The organism is Devosia sp. P2_G7 (assembly GCF_056403495.1).
Genome location: NZ_JBFUFI010000017.1, coordinates 45,126 through 64,903 on the forward strand (window position 1 = coordinate 45,126; position 19,778 = coordinate 64,903).

Here is a 19,778-nt window from a genome sequence, read left to right on the forward strand (position 1 = left end):
ATCGGAATTCCTTAGCTGGCGTAGACGGCCTGATGCAGGCCGCGGATGTAGCCAATGGCGTAGAGGCGGCCAAACGACGAGTAGCCGGCGTGTTCGTTGCTGTCGCCTTCGACGGTCGGCACGTGATCGGGGCGTAGCACGCCGCTGAAACCGATGTCCCTGTAGGCGCGCATGGTGGCCAGCATGTCGGTCTTGCCCGCGTCATGCCAGGTTTCCTCGAACCTGGTCGGGATGCCTTTTACATCGCGGAAGTGCACAAAGCTGATCTTCTTGCCGAACTTCCTGATCTCGCGCGGCAGGTCGTCGGTCATCAGGGTAAAGTTGCCCTGGCACATGGTGATGGTGTTGTAGTCCGACGGCAGCATGTCGATGAGCCGCTGGTAGTTCGGGATCGTGCGCATGATGCGGCTCACGCCCTTGATCGGGGTGATCGGCGGATCATCCGGGTGCATCGAGAGCTTCACGCCGGCCTTCTCGGCCACCGGCAGCACGCGGCGCAGGAAGTACTCGAGGGTCTCCCAGAGCTTTTCCTCGCTGATCGGCGGATTGGAGGTGAGGTTGTCCGGCACGTCGTCGACGTTGAAGCTGGTGACCACCGATCCGCCGCGCGAGGGGGTCGCCATGTTGGTGCGGACCCAGTTGAAGTCGGTCATCCACTCGTAGCACCAGACCGGGATGCCGAGCTTGCCCATGTTGGTGAGCAGCTCGCAGACCACGTCGATTTCGGCGTCGCGGCCTTCGAGCCCGCGCTTGGCCAGGTTCAGCGGGGGGCGGGACTCGATGACGCGGATGTCAAAGCCACCCTCGGTGTAGACGTCCTTCATGCGCTGTAGCGCCGATAGGCTCGAGACGCGTTCGCCTGCCTGCAGAGTATCGAACGGCAGACCGGCGACCGCCAGGTCCACACCGGCTTGCTTGGCCAGCTTCCAGAGCGGCGAGGGCGTGGGATTAATGAATTCGGCAATCTCGAGCATGGCGCAGAAGGTCCTTGAAGGCGAGGCGAGGGTAATAACGGCCGGCAATAGGGCTAAAACAATGCAGGCGGCGGACAGAGTGAACACGGCCCCGCGGGGCCTGTCGCTTGGGCTTTTGGATGGTCTCCGATCAGGCCGGGAGCCTCGCTGTTCCGGCTTAGCTGCCCAGTACCTTTTCGGGGGTCAAGTCGCGGCGCTGACCCCATTTCTGGTCAAGGTTGGGCCAGGGGATCGAGTCGACCAGCAACTGCGTATAGGCATGCTGCGGATTGCGGATCACGCTCTCGACGTCACCCTTCTCCACCACATCGCCGCGATACAGCACGGTGATCGAGTTGGCGACGTGATAGGCCGTCGTCAGGTCGTGCGTGATGTAGATGATCGTCACACCATGGTCGCGGTGCAGGTTTCTCAGCGACTCGAGGATGTTGGCGCGCAGCGAAGCGTCCACCATCGACACCGGCTCGTCGGCAATCAGCAGCCGGGGCTTCAGCAGCAGGGCGCGCGCAACGTTGATGCGTTGGCGCTGGCCGCCCGAGAGCTGGTGCGGGAAGCGGCCGAGCACGTCCTCGGGTCGAAGGCCCACGGTGTTGAGCGCCTCGTCCATCTTGGCTCGCGCATCGCGGCCGGACTTGGCCAGCTTGAACTGCCTGATCGGCACGGTCAGCAGGTGATCGACGGTGTAGAACGGGTTGAACACCGCGAACGGGTCCTGGAACACTGCCTGCACTTCGCGCCGGTATGCCAGGCGTTCCTTGCCGCGCAGCGTGGTGATGTTCTTGCCGCGATAGAGGATTTCGCCGGTTGTTGGGGTGATGAAACCCAGCAGCAGCATAGCGAGGGTCGTCTTGCCGCTGCCCGACTCGCCGGCGACCGTCAGGATGGTCGGCTCATCTTCCTTCAGCGTCAGCGAGAACTCCTTCAACGCGACTTTGGCGTGCGAGCTCAGCAGGCCGCGCTGGTAGACCTTGGTGACGTTGCGGATTTCCAGAAGGTTGGCCACGGATCAGGTCTCCTCGTCATACAGATTGCAGGCGACGAGACGTCCTCCCGGAAGCACGTTTACCTTGGGTTTCTCCTTGCGGGAGCGATCGGACGCATAGGGGCAGCGCGGGTGGAAGGCGCAGCCGCTGGGCAGCCGATGCAGTGACGGCGCAAGTCCCGGAATGCCCTGGAACTTGCCGCGGTTGTCGAGCGTGGGCAGGCTGGAAATCAGCGCCTGCGAGTAGGGGTGCTTGGGATCGGTGAACATCTCGCGCACCGTCGCCACCTCGACAAGGCGGCCGGCATACATCACCGCCACCCGGTCCATGGTCTGGGCCATAAGGCCCATGTCGTGACCGATCAGGATGACGGCGGCGCCGATCTCGTCCTGCACCTTGTCGATGGTTTCCATCACCTGGCGCTGGGTGACCACGTCGAGCGCGCTGGTCGGCTCGTCGGCAATGATCACTTCGGGGCGCAGCAGGATGCCGATGGCGATGCAGACGCGCTGCTTCATGCCGCCCGACAGTTCGTGGGCGTACATGTGGAAAACACCGGGATCGAGATCCACCGATTTCAGCGCCCAGACGCAGCGGTCGTTGATCGCCTGGCGGCTCTCACCGGACAGGTGGGACTTGATGGCGTCCACCATCTGCTCACCGATCCGGGTGACCGGATTGAGCGAGTTCATGGCGCCCTGCGGGATGTAGGCGATCTTCGAGAGGCGGGCTTTGCGCATGCCTTCATCGTTCAGGGACTGGAGGTCTGTGCCGCCCACCCAGACGTGGCCGCCTTCGATCCGCCCGGGGGGCTTGATCATGCGCATCATGGCGAGGGCAAGCGTCGACTTGCCCGAGCCGGACTCGCCGACCATGCCCATCTTCGTGCCGGCCTCGAGGGTGAAGCTGACATTGTCGAGGGCGCGGGCCCGGCCGAGGTCGGTGTAGTAGGTGACGACGAGGTCTTCGACGCGCAGGATCGGGCTGGTCCCCGTAGCCGTGCCGCTGCGCCCCGCTACGGTTTCCGTGGTTGCAAGGTTCATAGTCATCACTCCGTCTTGCGCACGCGCGGATTGGCCAGTTCGTCGAGGCCCATGTTGATGAGGGCGAGCGAGCCAAGGATCAGGATCATCGCGACCGACGGGGCGATCGGCCACCACCACCAGCCGTTGAAGAAAGCGCCTTGCAGCTGGGCGGCCCAGATGATGTTGCCGAGCAGCGGCTCGCGCAGTGGGCCGAGGCCGAGCACGGCGAGGTAGAACGACGCGAACACGGCGGCAAACACCTGGCCGACGAAGGCCGCGGCGATGAATGGCAACAGGTTGGGCAGGATTTCCTTGAAGATGATGCCGACGTCGCTGACGCCAGAGAGCTTGGCGACGGATACGAACTGTCGCTCCTTCATGGTCAGCACCTGGGCTCGAATGACCAGCGTTGGTCCCATCCACGCGAGCATCACGACGATCAGCGCCATGGTGATGATGGTGACGTCGCGCTTGTCGAGCGAACCGGCCACTACCACCTGGATCAGCAGCACCGGGATCGGCGTGAGGATCTGGCAGATAGTACGGACGGTGGAGTCGATCCAGCCGCCGAAATAGGCCGAGGTGAAACCGAGGACGACGCCGATCAAGGTGCCGAGCCCGCCGGCAAGCACGCCGATGATGGCGGTTTGCCACATGCCGACGACCATTGCCGCGAACAGGTTACGGCCGAAGAAGTCAGTGCCGAACGGGTACTGCCAGCTGGGCGGCTTCTTGGTAGCCACTGAAAGCGGGTAAGCGTGCTTCGGGTTGATCACCATGAAGCCGATCACGGTGAACAGGATCAGGCCGAGCAGGATGAGCAGGCCTACGGCCAATCCCTTGTTCCGGCGCAGGTATCGCAGGAACAGGGTGAGCCCGTTGGGCTGCTCCATCGAGGTTTCTGCGGTCGCCGGTGAGGTTGCGGTAACGGTCGTCAATTTTCCGGTTCCTACTGGTTGCGCACGCGTGGGTCGAGCAGCGGATAGATGAACTCGAGCACTGCCATCAGCACCGCGATGGCGATGGTGATGAACAGCACGATCCCGTAGATGGTCGGGAAGTCGTTCGATTTGATCGCGTTTTGCAGCACTGTGCCGAGGCCGGGCAGGCCGAAGATGCCTTCCACGACAATGGCCGAGGTAACGACGGTGCCGAGCGCCAGTGCGAGGCCAGTGACCTGCGGCAGCAGGGTGTTGCGCAGATAGTAGTCGCGGAAGATGCGCCCGCCGGTCAGTCCTTTGTGCTCGGCGAAGTTGACGTAGTCCTCGCCCTGGATCGTTACACCCATGCCTCGCATCGACAGCACCCAGCCACCGACCGAGCCAAGGATAAGCGCGAGGCCGGGTAGCAACTGGTGCTGGAGCAGGTCGAAGGCGAACGACCAGGACCAGTTCGGCACGACGCCGATCGAATAGGCGCCGCCCAGCGGCAGGAGCTTCAGACGGAAGCCGATGAAGAACAGCAGCAACACGCCCATGATGACCGGCGGCACGCCAGTGAGCAGCACGAACGGGGTGGCGATCGAGCGCAGCCAGTTGGGCGCCTTGGGCCAGGCCGAGACGGCGCCGAGCAGGTTGCCGATAATGAAACTGAGAATGGTGGTGACCAGCAGCAAGCCGAAGGTCCAGGGCAGGGCCTGGCTGATGATGTCGGTGACCGTTGCGGGATAGCGGTTCAGAGAGTAGCCGAAATCCATCCGGACGATGTTGCCGAGGTAGGTCCAGTACTGCTCAAGCAGCGGCTTATCGAGGCCGAACTGCTGGTTCATGTTGGCGATGAGCTTCTCGATATCGCCCGGCGAGAAACCGCCGGAACGCGCCAGTTCGGCGAACCGTTCGCGGATGGCGTTTCGCGGCGAGAGCCGAGGGATGAAGAACACGATCGTGGATGCGGCCCAGATGACCAGAACCAGGAAGGAGAGGCGCTTGGCAATCAGCTTGAAGTTCACTCGGTCAACTCCGGCACGGTGACGTTTGGAGGAGTGCGCGCGGACGCGCACTCCGATTTCGCTACTTCAGGTTACTGCGCGCCAGTCGGCTGCAGCGAGGCGATCACCAGCATGCCGGTGTGGGCCCAGAACGCGCCATTGGTGCCCATTGCGGGGTTCGCGGCGGTCGGCCAATTCTTCCAGTAGTGCTGGTTGTAGGCGATGCGGTGCAGCCACTGGATGATCGGAACGTCGATCTGGTCGCGCCAGTAGATGCCCAGAGCCTTGGCGGCGCCTTCCTGGAACTTCGGATCGTCGGACGACAGCGGAGCGATCGAGTCGAGGATCTCGTCGTATTCCGGGTTCTTGTAGCGCGAGAACCGGTTGTTGCCCGCCGAGGTGCCGATGGCCTCGCTGTACTTGCCGTGGAAGAGGTTCAGGGCCTCGAACGGGTCGAACAGGGATGCGCCGTGGCCGAACATGTAGAGGCCTTCCTTGCCGTCTGCCATGTTCTGGTAGGAGTCGGGGCCGAAGTTGATCGCGGCGTCGAAGCCAGCCGTGCGCAGCATCTCGACCAGGATCGGGACGATGTCGCTATGGATGCCTTCAAAGCCCTGGATCGTGGCGTTGACGGTCTTGCCGTCCTTCTCCCACAGCCCGTCGCCGTTCAGGGTGAACCCTGCTTCGGTCATGAGCTTGGCGCTCTCGTCGAGGTCGAACTTGCGCGGCTCATACTGAGCCTCGAGCGCCTTGACGGCGGGCGAGTCAGCAAAGGCCTGCAGGTTCGGGTAGAGCGGGAACGGATAGATCGTCGCGATCTGGGCGCCGTCGTACAGGATGTCGTTGATGACATCGCGGTTGATGGCACGGTTGATCGCGTGACGGACGCGCGGGTCGCTATACGGCTCGATCTGGGTGTTCATCCAGAGCGAGTTCGGCCACCAGTCGAGGTACCCGAACGGCGATTCCGAACCGGTGTGCGTGGTGATTTCCGGGTTCTGGGCAAGGATGTTGCCGATAACCGAGGAACGCATGTCGAGGGCGGAGTCGAACTCGTTGTTCACGACGCGCTGGGCGACGGTGTCCATCGAGACGCCGGTGATGTTGGCGATGATGACGCGCTTGACCGCCGGCTCGGCGATACGGCCGGCCTTCACGGCCCACCAGTCCGGACGGTAGTCGAAGATCTTCTGGTTGGCGTTCCACGCCTTCAGGTCATACGGACCCGAGTGCGGGATATCGATCGAGCCGGGTTCCATGTTCACGTCCGGCTTGGACGAGAGGTACGCGGCCGGGACGATCGGGATACCGGTATCGAACTTCTCGGTCAGCACTTCGAACTTGAAGCGCGGGGCCGGGGCCTTGAACTTCACCAGCACGGTCAGCGGATCGACCGCTTCGGTGGATTCGACGAACTGGGTGAAGTGGGCGTTGTAGGGCAGCTTGCTGTTGTTCAGCTGGCCGTCGAACGTGAACTTCACGTCCGCTGACGTCACCGGGGTGCCGTCGCTCCACTTGGCGTCCTTGTTGAGCTTGATCTCGAGCGCCGTGAAGGTGTCGTCGGTGTATTCCATGCTGTCGGCCAGCCACGGCACGTACTCGCCCTTGAAAATGGCGAAGTACATCAGCGGCTCCCACATGAAGGCATTGCCTTCCTGGTGGGTGTAGCCGGGCAGGGCCCAGGGGTTGGTGACGCCGATCGGCGACGACAGCGCAACGCCCCAGCCGAGAACGACGGTCTGGTTGCGCGGCACGTCGGCGAGCGGGGTCGCCGGAGCGATTTCCTTGGGCGCGGTTGCGGCAAGCGGGCTCTGAGCCATCGCTGCCAGCGGCGTCGCCATGACGCCGAGCGCCAGCAGTGCCGCTGTTACTATTCTACGTTTGACCATGTGACAGAGTCTCCCTTGACTGTCGACGAAAGCTGAACGTCGCCTTGAGGCGACAAATGTTTGAAATTGTGGGTCCCATCGACCCCGGTAACGCCCCACACCTCCCCAAGATAATCTTGTTATCCTGCGATCACTTCTCGGGAGGGACGGTTCAGCCTCGCCGCAGTTCTGGGGGCTGAAACCTCAGCCCCTTGATCTGCATGTATGCACGGCAGGGATCTCATGTTCGTCCGATCTCTGCTGAAGATCGAACCCGGGCCATACGAGCTTGGCTGTCTGTGCCGAGTCCCTATCGGAAACGGCACGTCATAGACCATCGATTGCCTGACTTTCGTCAGACAGCCGCTACGCTACACTGCGCTTTGCTTGTACCGCCCATCGGACAGTTCAGATCTTGCCCTGCGGCATGTGGCTTGGCGTCTCCCCCACCAAAGCGCGGTCACTCCCTCCAGAGCGGCCCGGCTATTTCTCCCGATATTCCCAAGCGTTAGACGCGAGAGTAGGTGGAGTCAACAGCTGGAATGGTAGTCGGAGCAGGCGCTTGGCGATAAATCCGGGTTCACAAATCGAACCGCTTTGAATGTACGGGGTTTTTTCGCCTTGGCAAGCTTGTGTACCAAACGACAGAAATAATGTGCGATCGCTCGGCCGGCCATGCATCGAGTGACGTGGTTCGACCATCGGGATGGGCGAAAGCGAAGCGGGCGTGGAAGCATTGCCTCCACGCCCGCTCGAAACCCGTACACGAAGGCTGGGTCAGCCCTTGATGCCGGCCGACAGCATGATTGCCTCGGTGACCTTGCGCTGGAAGATCAGGTAGACGATCGCCACCGGCAGGCCGGCGAGGATGGCGCTGCCGAGGTCGCGGGCATACTTGACGCCAAAGGCATCGGTGACCTGGGTGATGCCGACCGTCACGTTCATCATCTTCTCATCGGTGACGGCGAGGAACGGCCACAGGAACTGGTTCCAGGCGCCGATAAAGGTGATGATCGCCAGCGCGGTCGTGATGCCCCAGTTCATCGGCAGATAGAGCTTGAAGAACATCTGGAATTCGTTGGCGTTGTCGATCTTGGCCGCCTCGCGCAGCTCTTTGGGCACCGAGTCGAAGAACTGCTTGTAGATGATGACAGTCACCGGCCCGTAGACCAGCTGCGGCAGGATCACGCCGAGCCAGGTGTTGAACAGCTTGAATTGGCTGATCAGCACGAAGTGGTTCACGATAAGCGCCGGGATGGGGATCATGAAGCTGGCCAGGATGATCCACCACAGGATGCGGCGGCCCGGGAACTTCAGCTGGCTGATGGCATAGCCTGCCAGTGCCGACATCATCACCACGAGTACCGTCACCGATACGGCGGTGACCAGCGAGTTGATGTACCAGGTGCCGATCTTTGTGTTGAACAGCACGTGCGTATAGGCGTCGAGCGTGAAGCGCTTGGGCCAGAGCTCGATGCCCGGCTGCACGATGTCATTTTCGACCTTCAGCGTCGTGATCACCGCCCAGTAGAGCGGGAAGGCCCAGAATATGGCGCCGAGCACCGTGATGATCGTGGCAACTAATCCGAGGATGTCCATCGTCCTGATGATGCGCCGCTTGCGCGGGCTCATGCCGGCGATTTCGCCGGCGGCCGGGGTCGCGACGGAGCTCATTTCTCACCTCGGGCACGGAGCATTTGGAACTGCAGCACGGAGAAGACGACGATGATGAGGAACAAGACCACCGCGACGGTGGCACCGTAGCCGCCGTTGTTCTTCTGGAAGGCGCTGCGATAGATCAGCTGCACCAGGCCCATGGTGGCGTCCGAACGGCCGCCATTGCCGAACAGATAGACCTGGTCGAAGATCTTGAACTGGGCGATCAACTGGATGGTCAGCACCAGCACGGTGACCGGCCAGATGAGCGGCCAGGTGATGCGGGTGAACTGGCGCCATTTCGAGGTGCCGTCGAGCGCGGCCGCCTCGTAAATCTCAGGCGAGATGTTCCGCAACCCGGCAATGAACAGCAGGATGTTGAAGCCGATGGTCCACCACACGGTGATGAATGCGACCGTCGGCATGAACAGCGGCAACGTGCGGAACACCGGCACGTTCTCGCCGACGAACAGCGCAATCAGCGGCTGCAGGACGCCGAACTGGCTATCAAACATCCAACCCCAGACGCGGAACACCACCGAGACCGGCAGGATGTAGGGGATGAAGAAGCAGGCGAGGATCACCGACTGCATCCAGCCCATGAGCCTGTTGACGCCGACGGCGATTGCCAGGGCGGTAAGGGTCGCGGGAATGACCGTGAGGGTCACGAAATAGACCGTGTTCCAGAAGGCCACGCCGAACAGCTTGTCCTTGAACAGCTTGGCGTAGTTGTCGAAGCCGATGAAGGTGCCCGGCCCGATCAGGGGCGCCTTCTGGAAGCTGAGCCAGATCATCTGCAGCGTGGGGTAGATGAACAGCACGGCGTAGACGATGACGAAGGGCAGAACGAAGATCAGTGCCGCCAGCACCTCGGAGCGGTTGAAGCGTTTCTTGCGCGCAGGCAGCGGTATTGCGGCTTCGGTGGCGGCATCGGCTGACATTGGTTCTGGCCTCCCTGCCAGTCATAAGAAGTCCGGCCGGCGCCCGGGAGAGCGCCGGCCGGGTCGGAATTACTCCACCTGACCCTGCAGATCGTCGCGCATCTGTTCCATGGCGGACTGCGGATCGATCTCGCCGTTGACGGCGGGCATCAGGTAGTTGCCGGCAGCGTCGTAGACCGGGGAGGCCACGCCTGCGAGCACCGACGACGGATCGAACACGGCAGTGTCGGCCAGGATCGAGTAGGTCGCGTTCGGCTGCTTGGTCTTGAACTCTTCGCTGTTGCGGACCGGCGAGTAGGCCGGGATGTGGCCGGCGTCGGCCCAGGCGAGGGAGTTCTTGTTCATCCAGGCGATGACCTGCATGACGGCGGCGCGCTTCTCGGGCGAGACTTCATTGCCGACGCGATTGGGAATGGCGAAGGCGTGGGAGTCAGCCCAGGTAGCCGGGTGATCGAAGAAGGTGGGGAGCGCGATGGCGCCCCAGTCGAACAGTTCGCCCTTGGCCGCGAGATCGGTCATGGTCGGGACTTCCCACACACCATTGATGTGCATGGCCGCCTTGCCGCCGGTGAACAGCGCGATCGAAGCGGGGTATTCGGTGGCGGCCGGCGCGAGACCGTCCTTCACCCAGTCGGCAACCACGGTGGTGGCCTTCACGGCCTTGTCGAGGTTGTCGCCCGACAGGAACTGGCCCTGGTCGTCGAGGAACTTGCCATCCTGCTGGCCGAGCAGCGAGTAGAAAATGCGCCACTGGCTATCGCCGGCGGCCGAGTGGATCGACACGCCGTACTCGGCGCCGCCGTCCTTGAGCTTCTGCAGCGCTGCCTTGAAGTTGTCGACGCCGTCGAGGCCCTTGGGCAGGCCGTCATCGCCGAGCAGGCCCGCGGCCTTCAGCATGTCCTTGTTGTAGTAGAGGACAATCGAATGGATATCGAACGGGATGGCGTACTGCTTGCCATCAACCTGGGCGGCCTTCCAGTTCGATTCCGCGTAGTCCGAACCCGAAAGACCAGCTGCCGCGATCTCGTCCGGGGTGATTTCGCTGAGCGCACCCGAGGACACGCCGAGCGGCAGGCGCGACAGGTGATAGGTCATCACGTCGGGACCTTCGCCGATGGCGGCCGAGGTCTGGACCTTGGTGTAGAAGGGGGTGCCCCACTCGAGGGTCGTGCCCTGGATTTCGATCTTGCCGGCGTTCTCGGCGTTGAACTTCTCGATCAGCGCCTTCATGCGGACGCCGTCGCCGCCGCCGAGGAAGTCCCACCAGGTGACGACTTCCTGAGCCTGCGCGACGCCCGGCACCAGCAGGGCCGTCGACAGCAGTGCCATCTTCAAAAACGACTTCATAATTACATTTCCTCCCATCGGGTTAGCTCCATGCGTAGTCATGGCGTGGATCGGTGCGGACCGGTCCTGTCCCGTGGCCAGACGCATTGAGCAGTGGCGACCGTTCGGGACATTATTACTGACCTATCTGATGATATGGATCAGGAATTCAGGTTCAGAAGGGCGTGTTTTCCCCTCGGCGGGTTGCTCCTAGCCGGCCGCGCTGTAGGCGACGTCGCGGGCGTCGAACAGGTGAGCCGCAGAGCCGTCGAAACTAAGCTTCAACTGATCGCCGACATTGAGCTTGGAGATCCCCTCGTCCTCGGCGATCACGACTGAATTGTCCGCCAGCCGTACGTAGGCGAGGGTGCGTTCGCCGAGCCGCTCGATCACATCGGATTTGCCCGACACGGCACCCTCTGAGGTCACCCGCACAGACTCCGGACGGATGCCCAGGGTGAGCTGGCCGTCATTGGGCAACCGCGCGGTGGCAATGTTGGTCTGGATTTCGGAGTTGTCGGGGAGCTTCACCAGCGCCTTGCCGTCGCGATCCGAGATCTGCTGCACCGGCAGGAAGTTCATCGAGGGTGAGCCGACGAACGCGGCGACGAAGCGCGAGGCCGGCCGGGTGTAGATCTCCATCGGCGTGCCGATCTGCTCGATCTTGCGATTGTTCATCACCACGATGCGGTCGGCCAAGGTCATGGCTTCGATCTGGTCGTGCGTCACGAAGATCATGGTGGTCTTCATGCGTTGATGCAGTTGAGCAAATTCGATGCGGGTGCGGGCGCGGAGGCCCGCGTCGAGGTTCGAGAGCGGTTCGTCGAACAGGAAGGCCTTGGGCTCGCGCACGATGGCGCGGCCGATGGCGACGCGCTGGCGCTGGCCGCCGGAGAGCTGGCCGGGCTTGCGGTCGATCAGGTGTTCGAGCTCGAGGGTCTTTGCCGCGGCAGCGACGCGCTTGGCGATTTCTTCCTTGGGCGTGCGGATGTTCTGCAGGCCGAAGGACATGTTGTCGCGCACCGTCATGTGCGGGTAGAGCGCGTAGTTCTGGAACACCATGGCGACGCCGCGCTCAGCGGGCGGCAGCTCGTCGACGCGCTTGTCGCCGATCTGGATTTCGCCGCCGTCGATATCCTCGAGGCCCGCGATCATCCGCAGCAGCGTGGACTTGCCGCAGCCCGATGGGCCAAGGAAGACCATGAACTCACCGGACTCGATGGTCATCGAGACGTTCTCGATGACGCGCACCTGTCCGAAGTGCTTGCTGACGTTTACGAGCCTGATATCGGCCAAGTCGTGTTCCTCCCGGGTCGTCTCCGGCCCGCGTGTCCCTTGGGGATCTCACGAGCCGGCGCTGATGCTATTGCGGCTGACAATATTGTCAATCCTGTATCAAAAGAAAGTGGAAAATTGTGCTTTACTTACAGCTAGTTAGAGATCGACATGCATGCCGTGTGGCGTGTTTCCCATGTTTCCTACCCGAAAAGCTGATTCAGTTTCTGATCAGTCGATCTCCAGATTTGCCGTCGTGGTGACAAGGCCGTCGAATAGTGCCGCAGCCACCGGATCTGTGCCCGGCGTGTCGTTGGTGAGGCGGAACGTGGTGACCACGAGCCCGCCTCTGCCGACCCGGCGGCGGGCAATGGTCGCGGCCGGCTTGTTGATCCAGCCGATGACCACGCCAGCATCGATCAGCCCCTCGTATTCCCACGAGCGGAAGCCGGTCAGCACGTGGTGCGGCACGACGCGATCGAACGACACATCGAGCAGCGGACCGCCGGGCAGGGCGGCGAAAGCGCCGGTGCGCTTGATCCACGAGAAGTTGGCGATCCAGTCGCCGCGCCACAGCGTGCCGTCGCGGAGAACCAGCCCGATGTTGGGGAGTTGGGTTTCCGAGCCGAGTTGGCGTGTCCGCTCCTTGCTCGCCGGCATGGTAGGCGGTTCGGCGCGCGGCGGATCGGTGCGAAGGTTGCGGTAGGTGTCGACCGAACCATCGGCGAGGACGAGATAGCGGGCGCCGTGGCGCATGGCCTCGATGTCCTCCTCGCCCAGTGCATGGGTGAGCACCAAGTCGGCCGAGGCCGCATCCGAAGTCACCGTGTAGCCGAGGCTCTTGGCGAAGGCCGCGAGTTCGGCGTCGGCCGCGGCGATCTTTGCCGGACCGGCTGCGCGATTGGCATAGACCGAGACCTGGATCTCGTTCTTTGCCAGCAGCTTGCTGCCAGCTTCGAGCTTCAGCGCGATGGTCGCGACGCGGGCGTCACCGCCCAGCGTGATCGTGGTGGTGCCGAGGTCGGCCACCGCCAGTCCTGCCGTCGCGGGAACGTCGAGCTTGCCGCTCGCGCCATCGACCGACCAGCTCAGCGTCGCGCCGGCCGGCACCGCCTTGCCGCCAGCTGCGACCTTGAGGCTCAGCGGCACGCTGCCGCCCGAGGTGATCGCGTGATGAGCTAGCTGCGGCACGATCACCGTGTCGTTGTTGATCTCGGCGAAGCGGTCGTGGAAGGCGCGCGGGTTGCGGTTGATGTCGAGCAGGCCGTTGGCCTCCCAGTGCACGTCGGTCATCTCGGTGATGACGTAGCCCTGGATCGGCGCGTGAGCGCGCATCGACTCGATCTCGTATTTGAGATTGGCGAACTGGTACCACTGCACGTCGGTGATGAAGTCGCCGAAGCTGGCGAACACCTTGTCGAGATGGTAGGTGGCGAAGCGGTTCTGGATGCCGTGCGGATAGGCCGCGCCGTCACCCCAGTTGCCGCCGGTCTCGGCCCACCATGGCTCCTCACCGGCGGGAGGCTTCACCTGGTCCGGGTGGGGCAGACCCCACACGCCGAACTCGGAGACCACCAGCGGCTCGTCGCCGCGACGCTCGCCGTCGCCATACGGCGTCCAGGTCCAGTCGGCAGCGCCGGCGAACTCTTCGGTCAGCTTCTCCCACTCGGCGCGGCGCTCCGGCACCGAGCGGTAGTAGTGGTAGTCGTTGATGTCGGTCTTGACGTGGAAGTTCGGGATGCAGGCCGAGTTGTCGACGACGAGGCGGCGCGGGTCCCTGGCTTTCAGCCAGTCATAGGTGTCCTTGAGCCATTGGCGGTGGTCGGCATTCTCGATCAGCCGCGTGCCCCAATCCTCGTTGATGATGGTCCAGGCGATGATCGAGGGATGGTTGCCGTCGCGCTCGATGATGCCGGCCATGGTGTCGCGCATGCGCTGCGCCGCCGCGGCACTGAAGTACTGGACGTTGGGGATTTCGGTCCAGATCAGCACGCCGAGCCGGTCGGCGACTTCGTAGTAGCGCGGGTCCGGCACCTTGATGTGGACGCGCAGCAGGTTGAGGCCGAGATGCTTGGCCTTCTTCAACTGGTCCTCGAGGAAGGCGAGCGAGGGCGGGGTGCAGATGCCGTCCGGGTAGTAGTCCTGGTCCAGCGCGCCACGCAGGTAGAGCGGCTGCCCATTGATGAAGAACTTGCCGTCGCGGGTCTCGATCTTGCGGAACCCGAAGCTGTGCGTGGTGGTGTCGACCACCTCGCCGCCGGCGATCAGTTCAAGCTTGAGCGAATGGAGGTTCGGCTTCTCGGTCGACCAGAGGGCGGGCGAGGCGAGCTTCAGCTTCAGCGTTGTGCGGGTGGTCTCGGCGGAAACGCTGCCAACCGTGGCGCGAACCGTTGCACCGGCCGCGGCGGCCGAGAGCGTCAGCGCCAGCGAGACTTCGCCGCTATCGGGGTTGGCATCGATCGCCACATGCGAGACGTGCCGCTTGTCGCGCGCCAGCAGTTTCACCGACTGCCAGATGCCGCCGAGCGGGCCGTACCAGCTCTGCTTGCCGTGCGGGATCTCGCCGAACGGGTAGTCGGGATAGGCCTCGGCGTCGCCGCTCGGCAGTGTGACGTGCACTTCGAGGGCGCTTTCCGCCGGCGTGCCGGCCGGGATCACGAACTCGAAGGGCAGGTAACCGCCCTCATGCGTGCCGAGGACGCGACCATTGAGGCGGACTTCCGAGAAATAGTTCACGGCGCCGAAGCGGACGGCGATCTCGCGACCCTGCCATGCCGTCGGGATCGACAGCTGGCGTGCATAGATCGCCTTGCCAGTTGAGTGGCGGAGGTCGGCGAATTCGGCCTGCCAGGGGCTGGGGACCGTCGCGATGCGCCAGTCGCCATGGCCATCGAGCCGGAAGCGCCACGCGCCGTCGAGTGAGATCTCCTCGCGTGCGTTTGCACCAGCCCTGGTGGCCGTAGTCTCGCCGATCATGCAGTCCTCCCAGATAATATTATTAGCAGTTTGACTATGGCTAGCGGCTTTCAGCCTGTCTGGCAAGCGTTCCGGTCGCTAATGAGTTTAGCAACTGAGTTGCACACAGGGCGCGCGGCCTGATAATGCTGCGCTTTGAACACGTTGGGGGAAGCGGTGGCGAAGCGGCCGACCATGATCGAGATCGGTGAGCGGGCGGGGGTCTCGCAGGCCACGGTTTCGCTTGTGCTGAACCGGGTGCCGAATGCGCGTGTGGCAGACGCGACGCGCGCTCGGGTCATCGAAGCGGCCGAGGCGCTGGGCTATCGCAAGGGGCCGCAACACCATGTGCCCGAGAACAAGACGCGGGTGATCGGGCTACTGCTCGACGAGGTCACCACCACGCCGTTCGCGACGCCGTTCATCGAGGGCGCCCGCGAGGAAGCGGCGCTGCAGGACGTGGTGGTTGCGACCTTCTCGACCCGCGCCGACCCCAAGCTCGAGAGCCTCGCGCTCGACATGCTGCTCAGCAACCAGATCATCGGCGTGCTGTATGGCAGCCTCGTCACCCGCGAGGTCGAAGTGCCCGAGCGGCTGCGCGACGTGCCGACCGTGCTGCTCAACTGCTACGACAAGAAGCGCTACTACCCCTCGGTGGTGCCGGCCGACGTCACCGGTGGCTATGCCGCGACCGAGGCGCTGCTGAAGGCCGGGCACCGCCGCATCGCTCACCTCGCCGGCGAGAGCTGGATCGAGGCCGCCGACGACCGCGAGCGCGGCTATCGCCAGGCGCTGGCCTCGTGGGATGTGCCGGTCGACGAGGACCTGATCATGCGCGGCGGCTGGACCATCCATGGCGGTCGCGACCTGACAGCGCGGCTGCTCGACATGCCCAATCCGCCCACCGCGATCTTCGCCTTTAACGACCGCATGGCGGTCGGCGCCTATGATGCGTTGCGCGTCCGCGGGCTACGTGTTCCGGACGACATGTCGATCGTCGGCTTCGACGACGAGGACACCAGCGTCTACATGGACCCGCCGCTGTCGACGGTGGTGCTGCCGCACGAGGAAATGGCGCGCTGGGCCGTAGGCACGCTGCTCGACGAGCAATTGCCCGCTGCGTCGCCGCGACGGGTGAAGATCGAGTGCCCGCTGATCAGCCGCGGCTCTATCGGGCCGGTGCCGGTTCGGGCTGCTGCCGAGTAGCTCGCCGCAGGGTCTCCCAGGCGTACCAGCCTGCCGATAGCACAACGACCACCGCCAGCGTCACCAAGGCAGCGATCAGCGTCGAGCGGACCGGTTTGCCCATGAAGTAGCGGGTGGCGAAGAAGGCGATGTTCGACAGCACCAGGAAGCTCAGCACGTGCCGGCCCGGCGTCAGCAGGGCAGCGGCGATGTTGACCCGCGACGCGATCAGCCGACAGAGCGCGAGGTAGGCGAGGAGGATCGCTGCCGGGCCGCCGATCCACAGGATCGTTGGCGGGAAGCGGTTGGGGAACTGCCCGGTCTGGATCGTCACCCAGTAAAGGTAGCCGGTGATCGCCAGCGCCGGCACGAAGTGCCAGGCTCGCACCGGGTGGCTGCCGTACCAGATGCCGAGGAGGAACCACGGCAGGTAAGGCAGCAGCGGGAAATTGGCGAAGCCGGTGTGGCCGACGACGGTCGGCAGCAGCGGGAAGATCGCGCCGGTGGTCACGAACGTGGTCGCGAGGCACGCCATCGTCGCCACCAGCAGCAGCCACGGGGTGCGGCCGATCGCCAACAGGGCAGGGCGGGCGACCAGCGTCAGCAGCGACAAGACGAAGAACGTCGCGAGGAACTCGCTCCAGCCGAACAGCCGCTGCATGGTGACGACGTCGATGATCAGCTGCGCGTCGAGGTGCTTGCGATCGACCAGCAGCGCGAAGGCGAACGACGAGGCACAGACCGCCAGCAGCAACAGCAGCGGCGGACGGAGCCGCCACCACAGGCTGCGGTGCCGTCCTTCCGGCTTGGGCAGACCGAGCCCGATGCCGAAGGCGAAGAGGAAGCCCGAGAACGTCACGAGGTTGATGTACTCGGCGAAGATCGCCGCCTCGGGCTTGGCCCGGAAGGTAATGAGCTGGATGACGTGGGCGCCGATCATGCCCACGACCAGCAGGGTCTTCAGCAGGTCGAGGTCGGCGGCGCGGTTATTCGGGGAGGGCATCGAGTTCGGGCCAACCGTCTGGGGTCCATCTGAGCGGCGAGAGCTGGAGCTTGGACACTCCGAAGTCGTCGCCGTCGTAATAGTGGTAGGCGAGCATTTCGCCCTTTGACGTCACGATCGCTTCCTGTCCGCCGGGGCCGATGAAGCGGCCGGTCTTGCCCTGAAGCAGCGTGCCGCCGCCTTGGAGCATCGGCTTGCCGTCGCGATCGAGATACGGACCGGTCACCGCGTCGGCGCGCCCGACGCGCATGTTGTAGGTGCTGCTGACGCCCTTGCAGCATTGGTCGAACGAGACGAACAGGTAGAACCGGCCCCCGTGCTCGAGGATGCTGTTCGCCTCGATGCCGGCGCCTTGCCGCGAGGCGAGGTCGTAGGTCGGGGTGTCGTCGGCGAGGAGCTTGCCGGTTGCCGGATCCAGTTCGCGCATCTTGATGCCGTCCCAGAACGAGCCGTAGGCGAGGAAGGCGCGGCCGTCTGCGAGGTCGATGCGCCAGGGGTCGATGGCGTTCCAGTTGTCCTTGCCGTTGGACTTCAGCACGAGGCCCTGATCCTGCCAGCCTTCGCCGGGCTGTTGGGGGTCGAGCGCGGCGTTGGTCATCAGGCCGATGGCGCTGGTGTTGATGCCGAAGGAGGACACCGAGTAGTAGAGGTTCCAGGTGTCGCCGTGCTTGCTGACCGACGGGGCCCAGATGTTGGGCGACTGGTAGCCGAGTTCTTTCCGCTCCCACTTCGGAACGCCCTTGCCGATCGAGCCGGCGTCGGTCCAGGCGATGCCGTCCGGCGAGGTCTTGGCGCGGATGGCGCCTCGATAGATGCCGCCTTCCTGCCCGGTCTGGAAGGCGACGAACTTGCCGTCGACCTCGATGACGCTGGGGTCATGGATCTTCACGTCGCCGGTGAGCGTCGGCTGCAGTTCTTGCGCCAAGACTCCGGCGGCCAGCACGGGGGTGGCGGCGAGGCCCAGCGCAAGCGCGGCCACCGCAATCGATCGAAACATCGCACTCCTCCGACGCGATGAAAGGGGGGCAGGCATCCGACGGATCGACCGCCTGTGTCAACCGATCACGCAATCGGGATCACGTAGGTAACACGATCTTAATTTCGTTGCGGAGAATGGATGGAAACCGTCGGCTATCTGCGCCGGCAGACCGGCCCAGCGTTATTCCGGGTCGCCCTCTTGTGCAGAGGCGCTTTCATGTACCGCGTAAACAAGCCGATCGAATTCTCTGTTTCCCGTCGTAGTTTCGGTCTCGGCGCTGCCGCGCTGATCGCTTCGTCGGCGTTCACGCCGGCCTTTGCCAGCGTTGATGGCTTTGTCGACGGCGTGTGGCGACGGGCCAAGGCGCGGGGCGTTTCGAAGCACGTGTTCGACGTCGCGATGGGCGATTTCAAGCCGATCGGCTCGGTGCTCGAACTCAGCAAGAAGCAACCGGAATTCGTCTCCACTGCGGCAGACTATGTCGGCAAGCGCGTCACCGACGCGCGGATCGGTACTGGCCACGATATGCGCGGCGAGTGGGCCAAGACGCTTGCGGCGGTCAGCGAGCGCTACGGGGTGCAGGGCGAAATCATCCTCGCCATCTGGGGCATCGAGACCAATTTCGGCGGATTCCTGGGCGGCACCAACACGGTGCACGCGTTGGCTACGCTCGATTATGGCGGCTACCGCTCCGATTATTTCGGCGGTGAACTGATCACAGCGCTCGAAATCCTCGAGGGCGGGCATGTGCGCGCCAAGAACATGGTCGGTTCGTGGGCCGGCGCCATGGGCCTGCCGCAGTTCATGCCGTCGAGCTTCATGAAGTACGCGGTCGACTTCAAGGGCGATGGCCACAAGGACATCTGGGGCTCGGTGCCAGACGCGCAGGCGTCGATCGCAAACTACTTGAAGTCGTTTGGCTGGCGTCCAGGTGAAACCTGGGGTTACGAGGTAAAGCTCGCGCGAGACTTTAATTACCAGAATGTCTGGCAGGGGATCACCGCGACACTGGGCGACTGGCGCGGCGTCGGCGTCTCCCGCGCCAACGGCAAACCGTTCCCGCGCGACAGCGACACGGCCAAGCTCTACATGCCGATGGGTGGCAATGGCCCGGTATTTGCCGTGCTGCCGAACTTCGGCGTCATCAAGCGCTACAACAACTCCGACAGCTATGCCCTTGCCGTCGGCCACCTTGCCGACCGGATCATCGGCAGCAAGGGGTTTTTGGCGCCCTGGCCCAACGACACTGCGCTCAATGCCGATGGTCGCAAGCAGGTGCAGGCGAAGCTGCTCAAGAAGGGCTACGAGATCGGTAAGCCCGATGGCGAGATCGGCCCCAAGACGCGCGCCGCGGTGATCGACTGGCAGACGCGCGCCGGCCTGCTGCCGGATGGGCACGTGTCGGGCAATTTGCTGAACGCACTGAGCTAGGACTTAACGCACATCCGGTGGGGGCTGACCCCCACCCCTGTGGGGAGGGAGACCCTTTCACCGGCGTCGATGCGATCGTCTCCCTCGCCAGGTGACACCGTGGTGGGGATGGCGCGAGGCAAGCTGATGCATCCGACAGCCCGTGGGCTTCGGAGTTTTCAAAGAACTCTGCCCTCTCGGACAGAACGAAGCGGGACCGGCGAGGCGTTTGCCCCGTAGCGGTAGTCCGCAGATGAAAGAGGCTCACGCC

The 19,778-nt window shown here is 63.7% G+C and carries 15 protein-coding genes; 2 read left to right on the plus strand and 13 right to left on the minus strand.

Annotation, left to right across the window (positions count from 1 at the left end):
- Positions 1-11: 11 nt before the first annotated feature.
- The 11 genes from AC1DWU_RS21630 to AC1DWU_RS21680 form a co-directional block, all read right to left on the minus strand.
- Positions 12-974: a mannonate dehydratase gene (locus AC1DWU_RS21630; RefSeq protein WP_477152080.1), complete on the minus strand. Its 963-nt coding sequence runs from the start codon at positions 972-974 to the stop codon at positions 12-14.
- Between the two features lie 157 nt (positions 975-1,131).
- Complete coding sequence (locus AC1DWU_RS21635; RefSeq protein WP_477152081.1) at positions 1,132-1,977, minus strand: ABC transporter ATP-binding protein; 846 nt, start codon at positions 1,975-1,977, stop codon at positions 1,132-1,134.
- Between the two features lie 3 nt (positions 1,978-1,980).
- Entirely contained in the window at positions 1,981-3,000 is a 1,020-nt protein-coding gene (locus AC1DWU_RS21640; protein ID WP_477152082.1) for an ABC transporter ATP-binding protein, read from the minus strand.
- 5 nt (positions 3,001-3,005) lie between these two features.
- Entirely contained in the window at positions 3,006-3,920 is a 915-nt protein-coding gene (locus tag AC1DWU_RS21645) for an ABC transporter permease (protein WP_477152083.1), read from the minus strand.
- Positions 3,921-3,931: 11 nt separating this feature from the next.
- On the minus strand, positions 3,932-4,930 hold the full coding sequence (locus tag AC1DWU_RS21650; RefSeq protein ID WP_477152084.1) for an ABC transporter permease: 999 nt from the start codon (positions 4,928-4,930) through the stop codon (positions 3,932-3,934).
- Positions 4,931-5,001: 71 nt separating this feature from the next.
- The gene (locus AC1DWU_RS21655; RefSeq protein WP_477152085.1) at positions 5,002-6,798 is read right to left on the minus strand and encodes an ABC transporter substrate-binding protein; all 1,797 of its coding nucleotides are present in this window, start codon (positions 6,796-6,798) and stop codon (positions 5,002-5,004) included.
- 756 nt (positions 6,799-7,554) lie between these two features.
- Positions 7,555-8,385 carry a carbohydrate ABC transporter permease gene (locus AC1DWU_RS21660; protein WP_477152097.1) on the minus strand — a complete coding sequence of 277 codons (831 nt, stop codon included), beginning with the start codon at positions 8,383-8,385 and terminating at the stop codon, positions 7,555-7,557.
- A 62-nt stretch (positions 8,386-8,447) separates the two neighbouring features.
- Positions 8,448-9,374 (minus strand): carbohydrate ABC transporter permease, encoded by a 927-nt coding sequence (locus tag AC1DWU_RS21665; RefSeq protein WP_477152086.1) that lies wholly within the window; start codon positions 9,372-9,374, stop codon positions 8,448-8,450.
- 69 nt (positions 9,375-9,443) lie between these two features.
- On the minus strand, positions 9,444-10,721 hold the full coding sequence (locus tag AC1DWU_RS21670; protein WP_477152087.1) for an ABC transporter substrate-binding protein: 1,278 nt from the start codon (positions 10,719-10,721) through the stop codon (positions 9,444-9,446).
- A gap of 189 nt (positions 10,722-10,910) precedes the next feature.
- Complete coding sequence (locus AC1DWU_RS21675) at positions 10,911-11,996, minus strand: ABC transporter ATP-binding protein (protein WP_477152088.1); 1,086 nt, start codon at positions 11,994-11,996, stop codon at positions 10,911-10,913.
- Positions 11,997-12,206: 210 nt separating this feature from the next.
- Positions 12,207-14,951: a glycoside hydrolase family 2 protein gene (locus tag AC1DWU_RS21680; RefSeq protein ID WP_477152089.1), complete on the minus strand. Its 2,745-nt coding sequence runs from the start codon at positions 14,949-14,951 to the stop codon at positions 12,207-12,209.
- Between the two features lie 156 nt (positions 14,952-15,107).
- Between AC1DWU_RS21680 and AC1DWU_RS21685 the strand changes: the two genes are divergently transcribed.
- The gene (locus AC1DWU_RS21685) at positions 15,108-16,136 is read left to right on the plus strand and encodes a LacI family DNA-binding transcriptional regulator (protein WP_477152090.1); all 1,029 of its coding nucleotides are present in this window, start codon (positions 15,108-15,110) and stop codon (positions 16,134-16,136) included.
- On the opposite strand, the gene AC1DWU_RS21690 is transcribed toward AC1DWU_RS21685, so the two are convergent.
- Together AC1DWU_RS21690 and AC1DWU_RS21695 are read right to left on the minus strand one after the other, a co-directional pair.
- Positions 16,099-17,118 (minus strand): hypothetical protein, encoded by a 1,020-nt coding sequence (locus AC1DWU_RS21690; protein WP_477152091.1) that lies wholly within the window; start codon positions 17,116-17,118, stop codon positions 16,099-16,101. The two genes, AC1DWU_RS21685 and AC1DWU_RS21690, sit on opposite strands and share 38 nt — an antisense overlap.
- Complete coding sequence (locus tag AC1DWU_RS21695) at positions 17,102-18,115, minus strand: arabinan endo-1,5-alpha-L-arabinosidase (RefSeq protein WP_477152092.1); 1,014 nt, start codon at positions 18,113-18,115, stop codon at positions 17,102-17,104. The genes AC1DWU_RS21690 and AC1DWU_RS21695 overlap by 17 nt, the downstream gene beginning before the upstream one ends.
- A 198-nt stretch (positions 18,116-18,313) precedes the next feature.
- Here AC1DWU_RS21695 and AC1DWU_RS21700 point away from each other — a divergent pair, with 198 nt between their 5' ends.
- Positions 18,314-19,528 (plus strand): lytic murein transglycosylase, encoded by a 1,215-nt coding sequence (locus tag AC1DWU_RS21700; RefSeq protein WP_477152093.1) that lies wholly within the window; start codon positions 18,314-18,316, stop codon positions 19,526-19,528.
- Positions 19,529-19,778 lie beyond the last annotated feature (250 nt).

Coding starts and splice junctions, on each gene's coding strand:
- AC1DWU_RS21630 (WP_477152080.1), bottom strand. CDS start 974: ATGCTCGAGATTGCCGAATTCATTAATCCCACGCCCTCGCCGCTCTGG.
- AC1DWU_RS21640 (WP_477152082.1), bottom strand. CDS start 3,000: ATGAACCTTGCAACCACGGAAACCGTAGCGGGGCGCAGCGGCACGGCT.
- AC1DWU_RS21655 (WP_477152085.1), bottom strand. CDS start 6,798: ATGGTCAAACGTAGAATAGTAACAGCGGCACTGCTGGCGCTCGGCGTC.
- AC1DWU_RS21665 (WP_477152086.1), bottom strand. CDS start 9,374: ATGTCAGCCGATGCCGCCACCGAAGCCGCAATACCGCTGCCTGCGCGC.
- AC1DWU_RS21670 (WP_477152087.1), bottom strand. CDS start 10,721: ATGAAGTCGTTTTTGAAGATGGCACTGCTGTCGACGGCCCTGCTGGTG.
- AC1DWU_RS21680 (WP_477152089.1), bottom strand. CDS start 14,951: ATGATCGGCGAGACTACGGCCACCAGGGCTGGTGCAAACGCACGCGAG.
- AC1DWU_RS21690 (WP_477152091.1), bottom strand. CDS start 17,118: ATGCCCTCCCCGAATAACCGCGCCGCCGACCTCGACCTGCTGAAGACC.
- AC1DWU_RS21695 (WP_477152092.1), bottom strand. CDS start 18,115: ATGTTTCGATCGATTGCGGTGGCCGCGCTTGCGCTGGGCCTCGCCGCC.
- AC1DWU_RS21700 (WP_477152093.1), top strand. CDS start 18,314: ATGTACCGCGTAAACAAGCCGATCGAATTCTCTGTTTCCCGTCGTAGT.